This is a genomic window from Allorhodopirellula heiligendammensis (assembly GCF_007860105.1).
Taxonomy (GTDB): domain Bacteria; phylum Planctomycetota; class Planctomycetia; order Pirellulales; family Pirellulaceae; genus Rhodopirellula; species Rhodopirellula heiligendammensis.
In genome coordinates this window covers 2,369,698-2,384,725 of sequence record NZ_SJPU01000001.1, presented here as the reverse complement: position 1 = coordinate 2,384,725, position 15,028 = coordinate 2,369,698, and the positions used below count along the sequence as shown (strand labels likewise).

Here is a 15,028-nt window from a genome sequence, read left to right as displayed (position 1 = left end):
GTTTTGACGTTATTTACAGATCGCAGTGTGACCGCACTACGCCCTTAGGCACTTCTCTGGCACTCGCTTTGCGAACCTTCTTTTCGCAGCACGGCATCGTGTGGAGCATCAGCTCGACACCCGTGTCTAGACGAATGTTTTTTGAAAATTCAGGGAAATCGATATGGTACGTGGTAGGTTAAGTACGCGTCGCAACGCGTTTACACTTGTTGAATTGCTGGTGGTCATTGCGATCATCGGGGTATTGGTTGGATTGCTGTTACCAGCTGTCCAATCAGCACGCGAGGCAGCACGCCGCATGCAATGCTCCAACAACATGAAGCAGATTGGACTGGCAATCCACATGTATCATGATTCGTACAACGCCATGCCGCCCGCAACGATGCTCAAGACGAGCCCCAACGATCGGCCGGCTTCTTGGATGGTTCGCATCCTCCCGTTTCTCGAGCAGAACGCGGCCTACGGCCGGACGACCTTCTCGGGCACGGATTTTTCAAACCGTGATCCCGGCATCAACCGGAACTGGGAGATTTACGACGGCTTTATCGTCCCCGGCTTCAACTGTCCTTCGAGTCCACTTCCGACGACGCGGTTGGACGACACGAGTGCCGAGACCCGAGCCCTGGGAGCACCTGATCAAATCGAGGTGCAGATGGCGAACTATGTGGGGATCAATGGCGACTACAACGAAGCCAACTCGGAGTGGAACGGATACCACGGCATGAGCGACTACAACGGCGTCATCGTGGCAGTGGATAATCGCAATCGCGGTGCGGTCAAATTTGCTTCGATCCTCGATGGGACTTCCAACACCTTCGCCGTCGGCGAGCAAGGCATGAACATTCGCCTGCAAAAGGCTGACGGTACCGTTGAGCTTCACGATCAACGAGCGAGCAACTGGTGGGGTGGTGCTTGGTCCGGCGGAGGCGGTGACTCGAGCAACACTTCCGAAGGCTATTGGATGAATGTGACCTCCACCCGCGTCGGGATTAACTTCTCACCTCCAGAAAGCCGCTTCGTTCCACACGGAATCGGTCCTTACTGGTATGGACGCCCCGGTCGTCACTCCATCATCAACTCCGCTCACATCGGCGGTGCTCAGTTTGTGATGGGCGACGGTGCGGTTCGATTCGTCACTGAAAACGTCCGCTTCGACCTGCTGAGCTTGCTAACCAACCGTGCCGACCAAGAAGTCATCTCAGGCGAATTCTGAGTTGACTCCGCTCTCTACGATCTTGCCCAATCACTGCAAATTAATAAACTCAAACCATCAGGAAATCCAAATCATGAACACCCACATTGAATCTACACGGACGCTTGGCCTGAAAACCAGCATGGTTCTGACGATGCTATTGGTGAGCTGCCTCAGCGTAGGATGCTCTTACGACGACACCCCTAACCTCAGCGAAGTGACAGGGACGTTGACGAAGGCAGGCAAGCCGGTCGCTGATGCTCAAGTCGAGTTCTATCCGACAACGGCGGGCGCAGCCTCCTACGGTCGAACCGACGAGCAAGGCAACTTCGTGCTCCGGTATTCAACCGGAAAACCCGGTGCGGCAGTGGACAAGCACAAGGTGACCGTCATCGGTGGACGTGTCGAAGGTGAGCGTGGTGAAACCGCGTCGGCGCCAGTAGAGTCGGCCGGTGCTGAGGCCGCTGAGGGCACCCTGGCACCGATCGGTGCCCCGAAAAAAGGACGCGGCAATTCAGGAGCTCCTAAAACGGTGGAAGGGCTCAGCGCCGAAGTGGTCGCAAGTGGCCCCAACCACATCGAACTCAATATCTGAGAACGTCACCTGTTCTCAACAGTGACATGGAAACAGCGCCGGTTCCCACCGGCCGTTCCCTGCACCTGACGCCAATCCGAAATACTACCGCCCAGTTCGCTTCAGTGATTTACCGAAGCGAACTTTCGGCGTTTCCCGTCGACGGGTTTCTCGTACGACTGGGATGAGCAGAGCGAATGAGTTGATTTATCACAGTGCATTCTTAGCGGACACCTCCGCTGTGCCGCGCATTGCGAGAAAACGCAGGCGGCAACCATCGGAGTCATCCAAGCCGTTCCAATATCCGCTCCACCGGCGCTGTCCACTGCCCAAATTCGCTTTGGCGGCTAAGGCGAGTGTTTGGATACCAGGCGGTAGTATCCCCTTCGGTTAGCCAACGCCAATCAGGTACGCGGCCGAGTAACAGGTGGGTACGGACACCCAAGGCGCCTGCGAGGTGTGCGATCGCGGTGTCGGACGTGACCAATGCATCGAGATTGCATAGCACCGCAGCGGTATCGACGAACTTGCCTGCCTCCTGATCAAGAGTAGCAGGCAGTCGCAGGACCGCATCTGCAAAATCTGCTTCGTCGAGCTGCTCGATACCCTGCCCGAATTGCATGTTCACAATTTGAAACTCGTCCGCCTCGATGATCGGTCGAAATACGTCCAGCGGCACGCTGCGGTACACATCGGCATGGTGCTCGCGATTGCCTTGCCAATTGATGCCGATCAACGGTTTGTTCGCTCGCGCAGGATTCCGACTCTCTGCCAACCAGCACTTCCAACGCTCAACCGCCTCGTCAGAGACGCTCACATAGCCTTGGTAGTCGCCCGAATGCCCAGATTTAAAGAGGTCTTGCCCGTAGTACACCTCGCCATCTCGCTGATACAGGCCGTCGAGGATTTCTAAAAATGAGCCTTGGAAACTGGCTTGCGTCAGGCTGCCCTGCAGCATCGACATGCCAGCCGCTACGGTGTCACCTCCCATTGAACTGGGCAGCACTTCGGCGACGATCTCGTCGATCCCCGCAGCGGTACTCAGCAAGGGAATGAGGCTCGCATTGCAGACCACAATCACCCGTGCGCCGCTGGACTTCAGTTCCGCAGCAACGCGAATGAAGTGAATGGCATCACCGAGCCCCTGCTCGGGATAAATCACGATCGTCTGCCCAGCGAGCGGTTCGCCCGCCCAGACAGGAACCTGGATTCCAGCTGCTTGCCAAGCCGCCGCTACCGTGGGTCTGCCCAGGCCGGGCATACGCCATCGCCACCGAAACTCTTCAAAACCTGTCTGGTAATCCCCCAACAGCAGCGAAATCACACCTAGGTTTCGGTGCAGTTCGGCATTGTTGGGGTCCACCTCCAGGCCGCGCTGATAGGACTTCAGGCCACGCTCAATATCGCCGTTCCAAACCCAGAGGGTGCCGCGATTTTTAAGCGCTGAGAGATAACCGGGCTGCTGCACCAAAGATTTCTTGAAGCAGCGTTCCGCTTCTTCGACCCGACCAAGCATCCGCAGGGAATTGCCCATGTTATTCCAAGCAATTGGGAAACGGTCCTTGATTTTCAAGGCCTTGCGGTACGAATTGACCGATCCCTCGAAATCTCGCAGATCAAACTGAGCGATACCGAGATACACCCACGCTTCGGCAGAATTAGGCACCTGACGCAAAACGCCGCGATACAGTTGCATCGCGGCGTCCACGTTTCCACTTTGGTGAACCTGCCAGCCCTGCTGCAGAACTTCGCCAACGGACGGCATCAGTCCAAGAATCCAACGAGGTCTTGGCTGCGGCTGGGCTGCTGCAGTTTCCGCACCGCCTTGGCTTCAATTTGACGAATCCGCTCGCGGGTGACCTTAAAAATATGTCCGACTTCTTCGAGCGTGTAGCTGTAACCGTCGCCGAGCCCGTAACGCAGCTTGATGATTTCGCGTTCCCGGTACGACAATGACTTCAGAACACCGGTAATCCGCTGCCGCAACATTTCTTGAGTGGCTCCGATCTGCGGGCTCTCTGCGGTGCCATCGGGTAGCAGGTCGCCGAACTGGCTATCTTCGCTGTTTCCAACGGGCCGGTCCAACGAGATCGGGAATCGGCTCATGGTGAGCACGCGGCGAGCTTCTTCAATCGTCACGTCAGCGCGGCGTGCGGTTTCTTCGATCGACGGTTCGCGTCCGAGTTCCTGCAGCAGAGTGCGAGCGACGTTTCGAACGCGACTCATCGTCTCGACCATGTGGACGGGGATTCGAATCGTGCGGCTCTGATCAGCCACCGCCCGCGTGATCGCTTGGCGGATCCACCAGGTTGCATAAGTACAGAACTTAAACCCCCGGCGGTACTCGAACTTATCGACCGCTCGCATCAGACCAGCATTGCCTTCCTGAATCAGGTCGAGGAACGACAGGCCCCGGTTGCGATACTTCTTGGCAATCGAAACGACCAGCCGCAGGTTACCCTCACTGAGTTCGCGTTTTGCCTGCTGGTACTCGCTGTAGACGCGACCGAGCATGGCGCAACGGTTGCGGAGCGACGTCGGCGTTTCTTGACAGGCGGTCAGGATTTGGCGACGTTCGTGCAGCAGTTGATCGCGGACTTCCCGGCCGTGCTTGGTGCGTTTCTGATCGCGGATCTGAGCATCGATCTCATCGAGACGCCGCGAGAATTTCTCCAACATCCCGATGCGAGTTTCGATTCGCTGGGTACGTAGACCGAGCTCTTCGATCAGTCGCACGGCGCGGCGCCGGCGATGAGCGAGCGCTCGCCAAGCTTCGGCGCGACGGCGACTGGGGGTACTCTTGCTCATGGCCACCTTCCAGTCATGCCGGTTGCGGCTCAGCAAGGTCTGCAGCGTGCGAAGATTGTGCGGCAACCGCCCCACAATTTGCTCTTTCTCCAAACGATCGGTGACGCTGACCTGAACCGTCCGATCGAACGGCAACTGGCCCCGATACACCTTCTTGAGTGTCTTGTAGGCTTCGACGAGTACGTAATGGTTCTCGAGCAATTTGGTGCGGAAGCGGCGGCGGGTCTCCTCGATCCGCTTGGCCAATTCAATCTCTTCACGACGCGTCAGCAGCGGGATTTCGCCCATCTGCGTCAGATACATGCGGACGGGATCGTCCGACCAGGTTTCCGACTCGTCGATCGTGATCAATTCATCCGGGCTCTCCAGCTGAACTTGACCGTCGCTGAGGTCGGCGACATTCACGCCGTTATCGTCCTCATTGTCATCGACAGGAAGTTTGCGAAAGCCTTGCGAGACGACTTCGGTGTTTTGCGCCGATACATCGTCAAAATCATCCATCATCGGATCGAACAAAGTAATAACTCCTTCAAAGTATAAATGTCTATTTTATTTCGCGATGTTGTGGCGAGTTTAGTTGGCCGCAGCGGTAAAACGAGTCAAGTTGCGAGAGTTTATTCGTAAGCTAAAAGTGATTCTGGCCAACGTCAAAAAAATGCCCCTTACGCTCACGTTTTGTGCGTGGTGAGTCCTGTCGGTCGATCCTACGGGGAGGTGCAAGCGAAAGTTTCCGATCGGATTGCCGACGTCAGCATCTTCTTGTAATGTCAATCTACCACCCCCACACTCGCCTAGCTCAAGTACGTTGCGAAATGGAAAAACATTCCGATTAGCTGAACTTCCCGATTGCGGGGAACTTGCAGTCTCGGAAAACTTTCCGGCGCGAGTCCACCTTCAAAGGAGACATTCCTCGAAAATAAGATTCGTGTCGCAACCTGCGATGTCGGCGCAGGTTATTCCGGCGAGCCGTCCTGGCTTCTCTGAGGAAACACCTTCCGGTGGGTGGCGCGAACCCAATCCCTTTGGGCTGCGAAGACGAACAACAGTTCGCTGTGTTGGATGTCGCGAATCATCTGAAAATGTCCGGTCGGGTGAGTCCACCTGACGGGAGCGACTGGTCGTGTGTTAACCTCATCACACAGCAATAGTAGTCTGTCTGCACAGCGGGTCTACCCACGCAGCGGGTAATTTGTGGACGTTGATGAGAATATTTTCAAAAAGCAGACTTTTTCCGGCAGCGTGTTTTTTTCCAATTGGCTCAGGTTCGACGATGTACAAACTCACTTGCCCGCACTGCGAGGCCGCCAACGAAGTTTCCACAGCCAAAGCAGGCGGCGAGATTACCTGCCGCGCGTGCCACGACTCCATCCGCGTTCCCAAGCTCGGCGAGCTCCGCCAACTGCCTCTGACGGGCGACTCCAGCGCAGCCAAGGTCGCAGCCAACGCGGCCGTTGGCCTCTCAGGCGGCCGTTCGCTGGCCTTCATCACACTCGGCCTGGTATGCCTGCTCAGCCTCCTCGGGGCCGGTTTTTGCGGGGTGAATTGGGCCACTACCGATGTTCCGATCACCACTCAAAAGCACCTTGAAGCGCTCCAAGAACATTACGCGACGGCGAGTTCGGCGCAGTTGATTCGGGAATACGAGGACATCACCGAGTATGGCGTCGACATCCCCACCCCGCTCCACTACCGCACCCTCGAGCTGGAAAAAGATGCCTGGAAATACAAGACCCTCGCCTTTGCTGGCTTGGCAGCGGTCTCGCTGGTGCTGGCAATGATCGTCGGCAGGCGTCGCCGCGAGAAATACTTGACCCGCTGAAGTCCTCCCATCGCCCGCTCAACGGCGTGCAGTCGTCAAGTTTTGTCTGTCGCTCCCCGACGCCTCGAACAACGGGACACTTGGGGAGCGTGACGCACCCATCATCTTCTCTGCAATAAAATTGCCAACATGACCGATCACGTCCAAACGTTCGCCGCACTCCGCAACCATCTCCACCAGACCGCCCTGCTTGCCTCCGCCGCGGAGTTGCTGCAATGGGATGAGCGGACGATGATGCCACCCGATGGGAGTGAATTTCGCGCCGCTCAGGTTGCCTATCTCAGCGGGCGGGCGCATGCGATGCGGACGAGCGAACAAATCGAGCGATGGCTCGATGAACTCGACGGATGGTCAGCGGCTTCAGATCCCGCCAGCGATATTGGAGCCACCTTGCGGTTGACGCGCAAGGACTATGAGAAACAGCGCCGACTGCCCGGCCAGCTCGTCGAGGCGATCGCCAGCGCGACCGTCCGCGGCCAAGGCTGCTGGGACGCCGCCCGCCGGAACGACGACTACGCCCAGTTCCAAACCGCCCTGGACGAAATGATCTCGCTCCAGCGAAACGCGGGTGAACTGCTCGCCGAACCAGGCCAATCCACCTACGAAGCGCTGCTGGATCAATACGAGCCCGATGCCCGCGTGGAAGATTTGACACGCGTGTTTGCAGGACTCCGCGACGAACTCGTCAAACTACTCAGCGAAATCACAGCGTCTCCGCGACAGGTCGATGATCGCTTGTTGAAACAAACCTACAGCGTCGACGGCCAACGCCAGCTTTCCAAAGCCTTGGCAGCGGCGATCGGTTTTGACTTTCAACGCGGGCGACTCGATGAGACATCGCACCCGTTCTGCACCAGCCTGGGGCCGTCGGATTGCCGCATCCTGACTCGCTATGAAGAGAACTGGCTACCGGGCAGCATCTTCGGCACGCTCCACGAAGCGGGGCATGGGATGTACGAACAAGGTTTGCCCCAGGATTGGTACGGCCTGCCACCGGGCAGTTTCGTTTCTCTGGGAATCCACGAGTCACAGTCGCGGTTATGGGAAAACTTAGTCGGTCGGTCACTCGCATTCTGGAAATGCTTCACACCATTGATCAACGAAACCTTCTCGGAAACTGCCACGCCCGCACAATGGCACGCTTGTTTCAATCGTGTGCAGCCTTCACTAATTCGAGTCGAAGCTGACGAAGCAACGTACAACCTGCATATCATCGTCCGCTTTGAACTCGAACAGGCGTTGATCTCTGGCGAGCTATCCACTGCCGAATTGCCCTTCGCATGGAACGAGCGATATACGAGTGTGATTGGCGTCAGCCCACCGTCGGCCGCCAATGGCGTGCTGCAAGACGTGCATTGGAGCGCGGGACTGTTCGGCTACTTTCCTACCTACACCATCGGAAACCTCGTTGCCGCACAGCTGTACCAAGCCGCCGACGCCGCTCTGGGCAATCTCGATCGACAATTCGAACAGGGTGATTTTGCCCCCTTGCTGAATTGGCTGCGTGAACATGTCCACACCCACGGTCGCAAATACACCGCCGACGAACTGATCCAGAACGCCACCGGGAAGCCTCTCTCGGCGGAGCCTCTCATCGCCAGCCTCCGCCAGCGATACGCTCAGGTCTACGACTTGGAATCGAGCCCAGGGTAACAACCGCCATTCGCGGCCGCGAGAGTTGCCGGGCGTGTTCCCGCTTGCGAATCCCAGCTGCCGACCACCTCTGCTGAGGAAAGAGAAAACGCTGAGCTTCTAGCTTGATTTTCGACACGCCTCGATATCTAAATATTTCGTCAATCGAACTTCTTCGATATCGAAACATTGAATCGAGAGAGGTGGGTGATGTCGCGACGAGTTTCCAAGAATCCGACCGAGTTGGAACTGGAGGTTTTGCAGGTACTGGGAAGCGGGGCCGCTGGCCGGCGGGGCTGTCCGAGACGCTTTGGAGTCGACTCGGACGCTGACGTATCAATCCGTGATGACCGCTCTGAGCATCATGGAAGAGAAAGGCTACGTCGCGCGGAAGAAATCGGGTGGCCGATTTGAGTACCGCGTAAAGATTACGAAGCCCACCACAGCCAAACGCATGATGCGTGATTTGGTCGACCGACTCTTTGATGGTTCGACCGCCAGCGCGATGATCAATTTGCTGGAGTCCTCCGATCTCAGTGACCAGGAATTGAAAGATCTTCGCGACGAAGTCAAACGCACTCAGCAGAAAGGTACGAGGTGATCGATATGTTCCATTTTCAAGATGACGTTTATGTCTCGATCGCCTATTCGCTCATCCACTTTCTGTGGCTCGCCAGCATCCCCGCGGCGATGCTGGCGATCGCACTGAGGTTGATTTCACCGAGCGCTTCGGAGCTGCGTTATCGGTTGAGAGTCGCCGCCATGGCCGCGATGCTGTTCATGGTAGTCGTCGCGGTCTGTTGGGCAATTGCGCCGCGCTCACAGGCGTGGCCTCGACAACTCCCGGGGGAATCAACCGCCTCGCAGACTACGGTTGATACGATCCACGCAGGTACTTCGGTCTCCGCTCTAGTAGATGACACTCGCCAACGTGACACTTGACCATCAGTTGATTCGCATCGAACGCGCTAGCGGGAACATCGAATTCATCGGCGTGCTGCCAGATACAATCCCGCACTCGCACGGTGAATTCTACAGTGTTGTCACGGACAACGATTTCGTCTTCGTGGTCGACGCAGGGAGACACGTGCGGCGATTTAACTTGAACCAGCTGAAGTGAGCCGATGAGCCGATGAGCCGATGAGCCGATAGAAGCGAACGCGAATCAAGTACATGAGGTTCATCTGAAGGAAGCATGCGCCGAAGGTTTTGGCGGCATGCCTCAAAAAAACTTCCACTGTGCTACGGCGGATGCTTCGGTCGGTCGGTCGAGCGTTAAATGGTCTCCCTGGTAATCCATGGGTGCATGTGAATTGCCACGGCCGGCTATCTTACTTTTCGCTTGCTGGAACCGCGTGGATTGTCCAGTAGATTTCCTCCTCAAACGATTCGCCGTTCTCACTTCGAAGTTGCACCACCATCCGCAGTTGGTCGACGGGCCCGATCGCAGGAACGCTCAAATGGATGCGAGTTCCCTGCCCTGAGTCTTGCTTCCGCGGTTCCAATCGCACATTGGTAACCTCCAGTGATTCGGTGCCCTGCTCGCCGGTACTCGGCACGTATTGGTCCGAGCCATAGTTACGCGACCAATGATAGTTCCATTGCTCGGTGACGAAGGATGAAACCTCGTTAGCGGAATCCGGGTCGACATCAAAGTTAACATCGAGCTGAAGTCCCCCAGAAACCACTCGTGCGTCCGTGATCATGTGCGGAGGAATTCCCGTATAGCGAAGTCGCTGCACGCCGCCATCGGCTAAGCCAGCTCGCCCCCCGCCATTCCAGCCCTGCAAGCCAGCAACATACACCTGACCATCGGCCGGATTAACGCTCCCACGCATAATGCCGGTTGAGAAATCGAAAGGTAGCTTGACGATCGCCGCTTGCGAGTCTTCGCCCACATCCTGAATCATCAAATACGACAGCCACCCTTTGCCAAAACTCATGTGCAGAAGATGGTTTGCCAAGGGGCCAAAGCGAGAGTCGCCCGCCCACAACTGTCCGCCGGAGGAGTTGTCGAATGACTGTGGCATCCACACCAGTGGTTGATCAAAGGATGCAGGCGGGACCACCTTGGTAATGTCGATTTCGCCACCATCGGGGGCCCATCGCGGTGGTGCAGAATAGGTAGGAACCCATCCATAAAAAGCCCCCGGTTCGATCAAACAGATCTTGGAGGCGGGAATCCATTGCCCCTGATTATCGCTCACCGTCATCAGCGAGCCAGGCATGCTGCCCATGCCATTGGGTGACCGAAAACCCGTGCAAATGACCTCGCGTTGCTTGCCGTCGGGCGAGATTTTCCACACCGCCCCCGGCAGAGAAAAATTGGCGCCGTGACCGCTCTTGGCGTAGTAGAAATTACCTTCATCATCGGTCTGTAGGTCAAAGTTAAACGCGTGAAAATTGGTCGACACATCGGTGTCGGCACTGAAACTCTCATAGAAATCTGCTTCACCGTCCTCATTCAAGTCCTGCAATCGCACGAGCCGATCCTTGCACGTGACGTAAACATCCCCGCCGACCACCTTGACGCCAAAGGGTTCGTATAAACCGCTCGCATATCGTTTCCATCTTAGGTTGAGCAGGGTTGCGTCGACCCCTGATACGACCCATATGTCGCCTCCGTAAGTGGCAACTACCATCCGTCCGTCGGGATAGAAATCGAGTGCCGAGGTGCGAAACCAGGTGTTCCAGGGCGTCGACGACGGCCGCGTGAGCGTGTCCAACGCATACCCCGTCTGCTCCAATCCCTGATACCCAACGGTCTGCATCAACTGCGGCCAACGCAAATCCCCGCCGTGTATGAGATCTTGCAGCGAAGTGACGTTCTTCCATTCGGACGTTTTCAGAAAATCATCTTGCCAGCGTGAAAGCTCAGCGTCGCCGTCACCAATCCCCACGCAAACCTGAACGGATCTCGCGTTACTGTCCGTGGGGATCGTCAACTGAAATCGGGCCTGCTTCGAGGATTGCCAAGCCATGTCGTCGACATCGCCCGCGAACGTCGCGATGGTAAACTGGCCCCGGTCATGACTCTCCGCGGGTGCCGTCTGTGCGACGGCAATGGAGTCCGTCACATCCACATCGACCTCGCCAGTGGCATCGCAAACGCGTAGCACCAGCGGCGGGCCAGGAGCGATTTCCAAATGATGGATCAACGAGTTCCCACCTTGTGATTCAACCCGGTGGAGAATCTCACGGCCGTCAATGCTGTAACTCATAACGACGGTCTGATCGTGCAAGTAATAGCCGTGATAGTCCATCCATTGCGGCGGCAGCGGCCCGCGCGGCAAGAGGTCCTCCCGAGAGTAGTCGAGGGCGCCCTCGTGCCCCCATTGCCAAGCCGCGAGTGCTGGCAAGGACTGACCGATTGGGTTCGCCGTCCCTTCACCCCGCGGCCGTATATGCTGCGTTTCACTCAGGTCTAAAAAACCACCCGTCCAGACGTCAGCCAGACCCATCGTGTGCAAGTCGAATGCGACTGTCATCTCATCAAGGGCGATATTCAGTACGCTGGGAAAGTCCGAACGCAATTGAGAGCCGAGCGCTGGACCGAAGTCACGCTCAACCACCTCAATCTGAAGGCCATCGTCGGTGCCCTCGGGCAACGAAGCAAGATAATCTTTATCCACCTTGAAATAGTCCGGGTTGCGATCCTTCATGAATGCTTCGCGGATATAGTGCACGACCTGATAGCGTTCATACGGTGTAAGGTAAGTCATGGGTGCCATCAGCCCATTGCCGTGCGTCAGTGTCATGAACATGCGATAGGGATCCGAACCGAACTTCAGTTCCTGATTTCCAAATGCACGAGCGGTCGCTAATGACGGCGTGTCGCCATCGGCTCCATGGCAACTCGCACAATCGCCCTGAAAGAGACGCTCGCCAGCTTCGAAGTCACTCTTTCGCATCCGGCTCAGAATGCCCGCATGATCAAGGTTGGCAGAATCGTCTGTAACCGCCAGTTGCTCAGCGGACGGTCGCAAGCGATCGGCAGCCTCCACGCCGCCACGGGCGACTTCCAGCACGTACGCTACCAGGTCCAAAAACTCAGCCTGCGACCTTAACGCCCCAATCAATCCATCAGGCATCATCGATTGCGAATTCTTTTGCATCGCCTCAACGTCTGCTCTGCTGAGCACGAAATCTTGGTCGAGCGAATTGGCTAATCGCAGGGTGACCGACTCCTCATTCTGCTCGGATAGCAATCCGACATGAACCTGCCCGCTGGTCGTGAGGACCGTATAAGTTTCGTAGCCGGGCTGCAGGTGCTGGGACGGACGCAGCAATCCGTCGATGACATCCACGCTCGTAACTTGGGCACCAAGACTCGCCAGGTTCGGCCCCAGAGGTGAAGCGTCGGAGCCGCTGGCGTGGCAGCCCACACAATTTGCCGCTGATTTAAAAAACACCAATCCTCCACGCTTGGCATCACCACGCAATCTCACTTGCTCGGCCAGATACTCTGGCTGCGCTGCCTCGAGTTGCTCGACCAACGGTACGGCGTCTCGGAAGGTTTCGGCGCCGAGACCACAGGTCGCCGGCAGGCACACCAACATGACAAACACAAACTTGAGCATCAACCAAACTCATTAGGCGGGAACGGTTCTACATCAAAAAACCAGCATTGCGGAACTCGTCGAACGATCCATGGTAACGACCACAGCATTCAAAGTCATGCAAGTGTGCCGTGAGAAAGAATCTGATTATGACTTGACACTTCCACGCAATCACGAATAACATGCAACCTTTGTGTTGCACATCGTTTCTTAGTAAACAGAGAGTGGTTAGAAATGAACAAAGTCACAACGAATCAGATTGAAAAAGAGATTGAAATTGCGGCGTCGCTGTCTCGCGTGTGGCGGGCGATTACCGATTACCGCGAGTTCGGCGACTGGTTTCGCGTCAATTTGACCAGCCCCTTTGTCGTTGGCGAGATTACGCGGGGCCAAATCACCCATCCTGGCTACGAGCATGTAACGATGGAGGTCGTCGTCGAAGCGATCCAACCGGAGCATCGTTTCGCATTCTGGTGGCGACCTTACGCCATTGACCCGGCTGTCGACTATTCCTCTGAACCGCGGACGCTCGTCGAGTTCATACTCAGTGCCTCGCCAGATGGTACGATTGTGCGGGTAACCGAATCCGGTTTCGATGGGATTCCAGCTCATCGACGTGACGAAGCATTTCGCATGAACGACAACGGCTGGGCCGCACAATTGAAAAACATCCAGAACCATGTCAACCAAACCCCCTCAGCGTCCTAGCAGACTCGACCTCCATCGCAGTGCCACGACGTTTGCCGCATTGGGCGACGAAACACGATTGAAGTTGTTAACGAAACTTAGCAGGAGATCCCCACAATCGATTAAAGAACTATCGATGGACCTGCCCGTCACCCGGCAAGCGGTTACGAAACACCTGCGGATATTGGAGAGTGCGAATTTTGTTTTTCAAGAAACGCACGGTCGTGAACGTCGTTTCGCGGCGGTTCCAGATGGTATGGATGAGGCTCACACCGCTTTGAACTTCATCGCACAGCAATGGGACGACGCGCTGCAACGCTTGAAATCATTCGCTGAGCAGTGACCACGTTCGCTGAGCCGTGACCCACTGCCCACGAGTGGTGGTGCTGCATCACAAAAGCATCTGACCGCCGTCGCGGAACCGACGCGTCCCGGTGGAGTAAACAAGCAGCAACGGCGAGGTCGAAACGGGTCTGCTCACGCAGCCTTGAACAAGACCCGCCGGTGAGGAACGGTTTTGATGACTTCGCTACCGTAAGTCGATAACGTAGCATCAGCCACTTCATAGCCGTGACGGAACAGCATGCTAAACTCGCTATGAGTCAACCGCCGTAACGTGGTTTCAATTGTTGCGACGCGTTTGACTTCGTCATCAGTGAGAGCGGGTTTGCCATCGAGCTGATTGCGAGCATAGACCTTTTTGGTTGCGAGTCCCAGACGAAGATAGGCCCCACTGCCAGGGTTCTGCTTGAAATGCTGAATCAGCATACGTGTCCGCAAACTTCGAACTTGGTCGGTCGCGACGTCCACCAGACGCAGGGATGCTCGGAGGTAGGCGGGGCTCCAACGTGACTGACGGGAATCGCTCGATAGTGGCCGAGAAGCATCACAGACGATCAAGAAGTCGGTCCCCTCACGCAGTCCTTCCCCGGGTTTAAACAGTGATTCGACACCAAGGTTGTCGTAGACGCCCCCATCCCAAAGGTGCAGCCGTTTGTATCGTGGGGCAATCGGTTGCCATTGATCTGCTCGATATTCACTCCACCGATATCGTTGCGATCGCACAACGAGCGGCCCGATCAATCCCGGAACGGCAGCGGACGCCGCCAGAGCATGGGACAAGCGGAAATCGGGCTGAGTAATATATTTGGTCTGGTAGTCACCCATCAGATCACGTTGGAATCGCCAGTTTTTTCCGGTCTGGTAACAGGTGGCATTGATGATCCAATGGGGCGATTCGGGGAGGTCCGCCAACGCGCCCTCAATTCCCCACTGGCGCTCAATCGCGTCACCTAAAACTGCCGCCCGCCCCGCGACAAGCCTCCATGGCAGGAGCAGCGATTGTAATGCAAAGGACCGCTGCAAATTTCGAGTCGTCAAAAGCGAGAGCACCCGCGGCACGACCTCGTGGAGGTACTCAGCGCTACCCGGCCATTGGTAACCTGAGGATGCAAACACGAGCCCCGCCGCCAAACTCCCCCCAGACACACTGGACACGATTTTGACATTGCCGAGCAAATCTTGCCGCGCCAATCGAGCCAGTACGCCGAGATGAAACACCGTCGCGCGAACTCCACCGCCAGAGAAAGCGAGAGCGATCTTCATGATATTGGAACAGGCAGGCGGATGATGGATTGTCTCGTCACGGCGAGCGATCTGCTCGTCGCCATCGTTAGCAAATCGACTCGTCGATCACAAGTCAGAAAGTGTGGCTCGCGGCTATCGATTTGATCGCAGCAAAATATGGCACCAACATT

Annotated in this window: 13 protein-coding genes; 9 read left to right on the top strand and 4 right to left on the bottom strand. The window is 56.4% G+C overall.

The window, feature by feature from the left end; translation table 11 throughout:
- Positions 1 to 163 precede the first annotated feature (163 nt).
- Complete coding sequence (locus Poly21_RS09050) at positions 164 to 1,213, top strand: DUF1559 domain-containing protein (RefSeq protein WP_146406514.1); 1,050 nt, start codon at positions 164 to 166, stop codon at positions 1,211 to 1,213.
- A gap of 73 nt (positions 1,214 to 1,286) precedes the next feature.
- Complete coding sequence (locus Poly21_RS09045; protein WP_146406513.1) at positions 1,287 to 1,787, top strand: DUF4198 domain-containing protein; 501 nt, start codon at positions 1,287 to 1,289, stop codon at positions 1,785 to 1,787.
- 262 nt (positions 1,788 to 2,049) lie between these two features.
- On the opposite strand, the gene Poly21_RS09040 is transcribed toward Poly21_RS09045, so the two are convergent.
- Both Poly21_RS09040 and Poly21_RS09035 read right to left on the bottom strand, forming a co-directional pair.
- Positions 2,050 to 3,531: a tetratricopeptide repeat protein gene (locus tag Poly21_RS09040; protein ID WP_146406512.1), complete on the bottom strand. Its 1,482-nt coding sequence runs from the start codon at positions 3,529 to 3,531 to the stop codon at positions 2,050 to 2,052.
- Entirely contained in the window at positions 3,531 to 5,090 is a 1,560-nt protein-coding gene (locus Poly21_RS09035; RefSeq protein WP_146406511.1) for a sigma-70 family RNA polymerase sigma factor, read from the bottom strand. The genes Poly21_RS09040 and Poly21_RS09035 overlap by 1 nt, the downstream gene beginning before the upstream one ends.
- A 754-nt stretch (positions 5,091 to 5,844) precedes the next feature.
- Here Poly21_RS09035 and Poly21_RS09030 point away from each other — a divergent pair.
- The 5 genes from Poly21_RS09030 to Poly21_RS09010 all read left to right on the top strand — a co-directional run bounded on the left by Poly21_RS09030 (position 5,845) and on the right by Poly21_RS09010 (position 9,145).
- Positions 5,845 to 6,393 carry a hypothetical protein gene (locus Poly21_RS09030; protein ID WP_146406510.1) on the top strand — a complete coding sequence of 183 codons (549 nt, stop codon included), beginning with the start codon at positions 5,845 to 5,847 and terminating at the stop codon, positions 6,391 to 6,393.
- Between the two features lie 129 nt (positions 6,394 to 6,522).
- Positions 6,523 to 8,046, top strand: coding sequence for a carboxypeptidase M32 (locus Poly21_RS09025; RefSeq protein WP_146406509.1), 1,524 nt, complete (start codon positions 6,523 to 6,525; stop codon positions 8,044 to 8,046).
- Between the two features lie 211 nt (positions 8,047 to 8,257).
- On the top strand, positions 8,258 to 8,626 hold the full coding sequence (locus Poly21_RS09020; protein ID WP_146406508.1) for a BlaI/MecI/CopY family transcriptional regulator: 369 nt from the start codon (positions 8,258 to 8,260) through the stop codon (positions 8,624 to 8,626).
- Positions 8,627 to 8,631: 5 nt separating this feature from the next.
- Positions 8,632 to 8,967 (top strand): hypothetical protein, encoded by a 336-nt coding sequence (locus tag Poly21_RS09015; protein WP_302118200.1) that lies wholly within the window; start codon positions 8,632 to 8,634, stop codon positions 8,965 to 8,967.
- Complete coding sequence (locus Poly21_RS09010) at positions 8,957 to 9,145, top strand: hypothetical protein (RefSeq protein WP_146406506.1); 189 nt, start codon at positions 8,957 to 8,959, stop codon at positions 9,143 to 9,145. The genes Poly21_RS09015 and Poly21_RS09010 overlap by 11 nt, the downstream gene beginning before the upstream one ends.
- A 211-nt stretch (positions 9,146 to 9,356) precedes the next feature.
- On the opposite strand, the gene Poly21_RS09005 is transcribed toward Poly21_RS09010, so the two are convergent.
- Positions 9,357 to 12,605: a DUF6797 domain-containing protein gene (locus Poly21_RS09005; protein ID WP_146406505.1), complete on the bottom strand. Its 3,249-nt coding sequence runs from the start codon at positions 12,603 to 12,605 to the stop codon at positions 9,357 to 9,359.
- 213 nt (positions 12,606 to 12,818) lie between these two features.
- Between Poly21_RS09005 and Poly21_RS09000 the strand changes: the two genes are divergently transcribed.
- Together Poly21_RS09000 and Poly21_RS08995 are read left to right on the top strand one after the other, a co-directional pair.
- Complete coding sequence (locus Poly21_RS09000) at positions 12,819 to 13,292, top strand: SRPBCC family protein (protein ID WP_146406504.1); 474 nt, start codon at positions 12,819 to 12,821, stop codon at positions 13,290 to 13,292.
- Positions 13,264 to 13,614: an ArsR/SmtB family transcription factor gene (locus Poly21_RS08995; RefSeq protein ID WP_146406503.1), complete on the top strand. Its 351-nt coding sequence runs from the start codon at positions 13,264 to 13,266 to the stop codon at positions 13,612 to 13,614. The genes Poly21_RS09000 and Poly21_RS08995 overlap by 29 nt, the downstream gene beginning before the upstream one ends.
- Positions 13,615 to 13,748: 134 nt before the next feature.
- Here the strand turns inward: Poly21_RS08995 and Poly21_RS08990 are convergent, their stop codons facing one another.
- Positions 13,749 to 14,876: a patatin-like phospholipase family protein gene (locus tag Poly21_RS08990; protein ID WP_146406502.1), complete on the bottom strand. Its 1,128-nt coding sequence runs from the start codon at positions 14,874 to 14,876 to the stop codon at positions 13,749 to 13,751.
- Positions 14,877 to 15,028 lie beyond the last annotated feature (152 nt).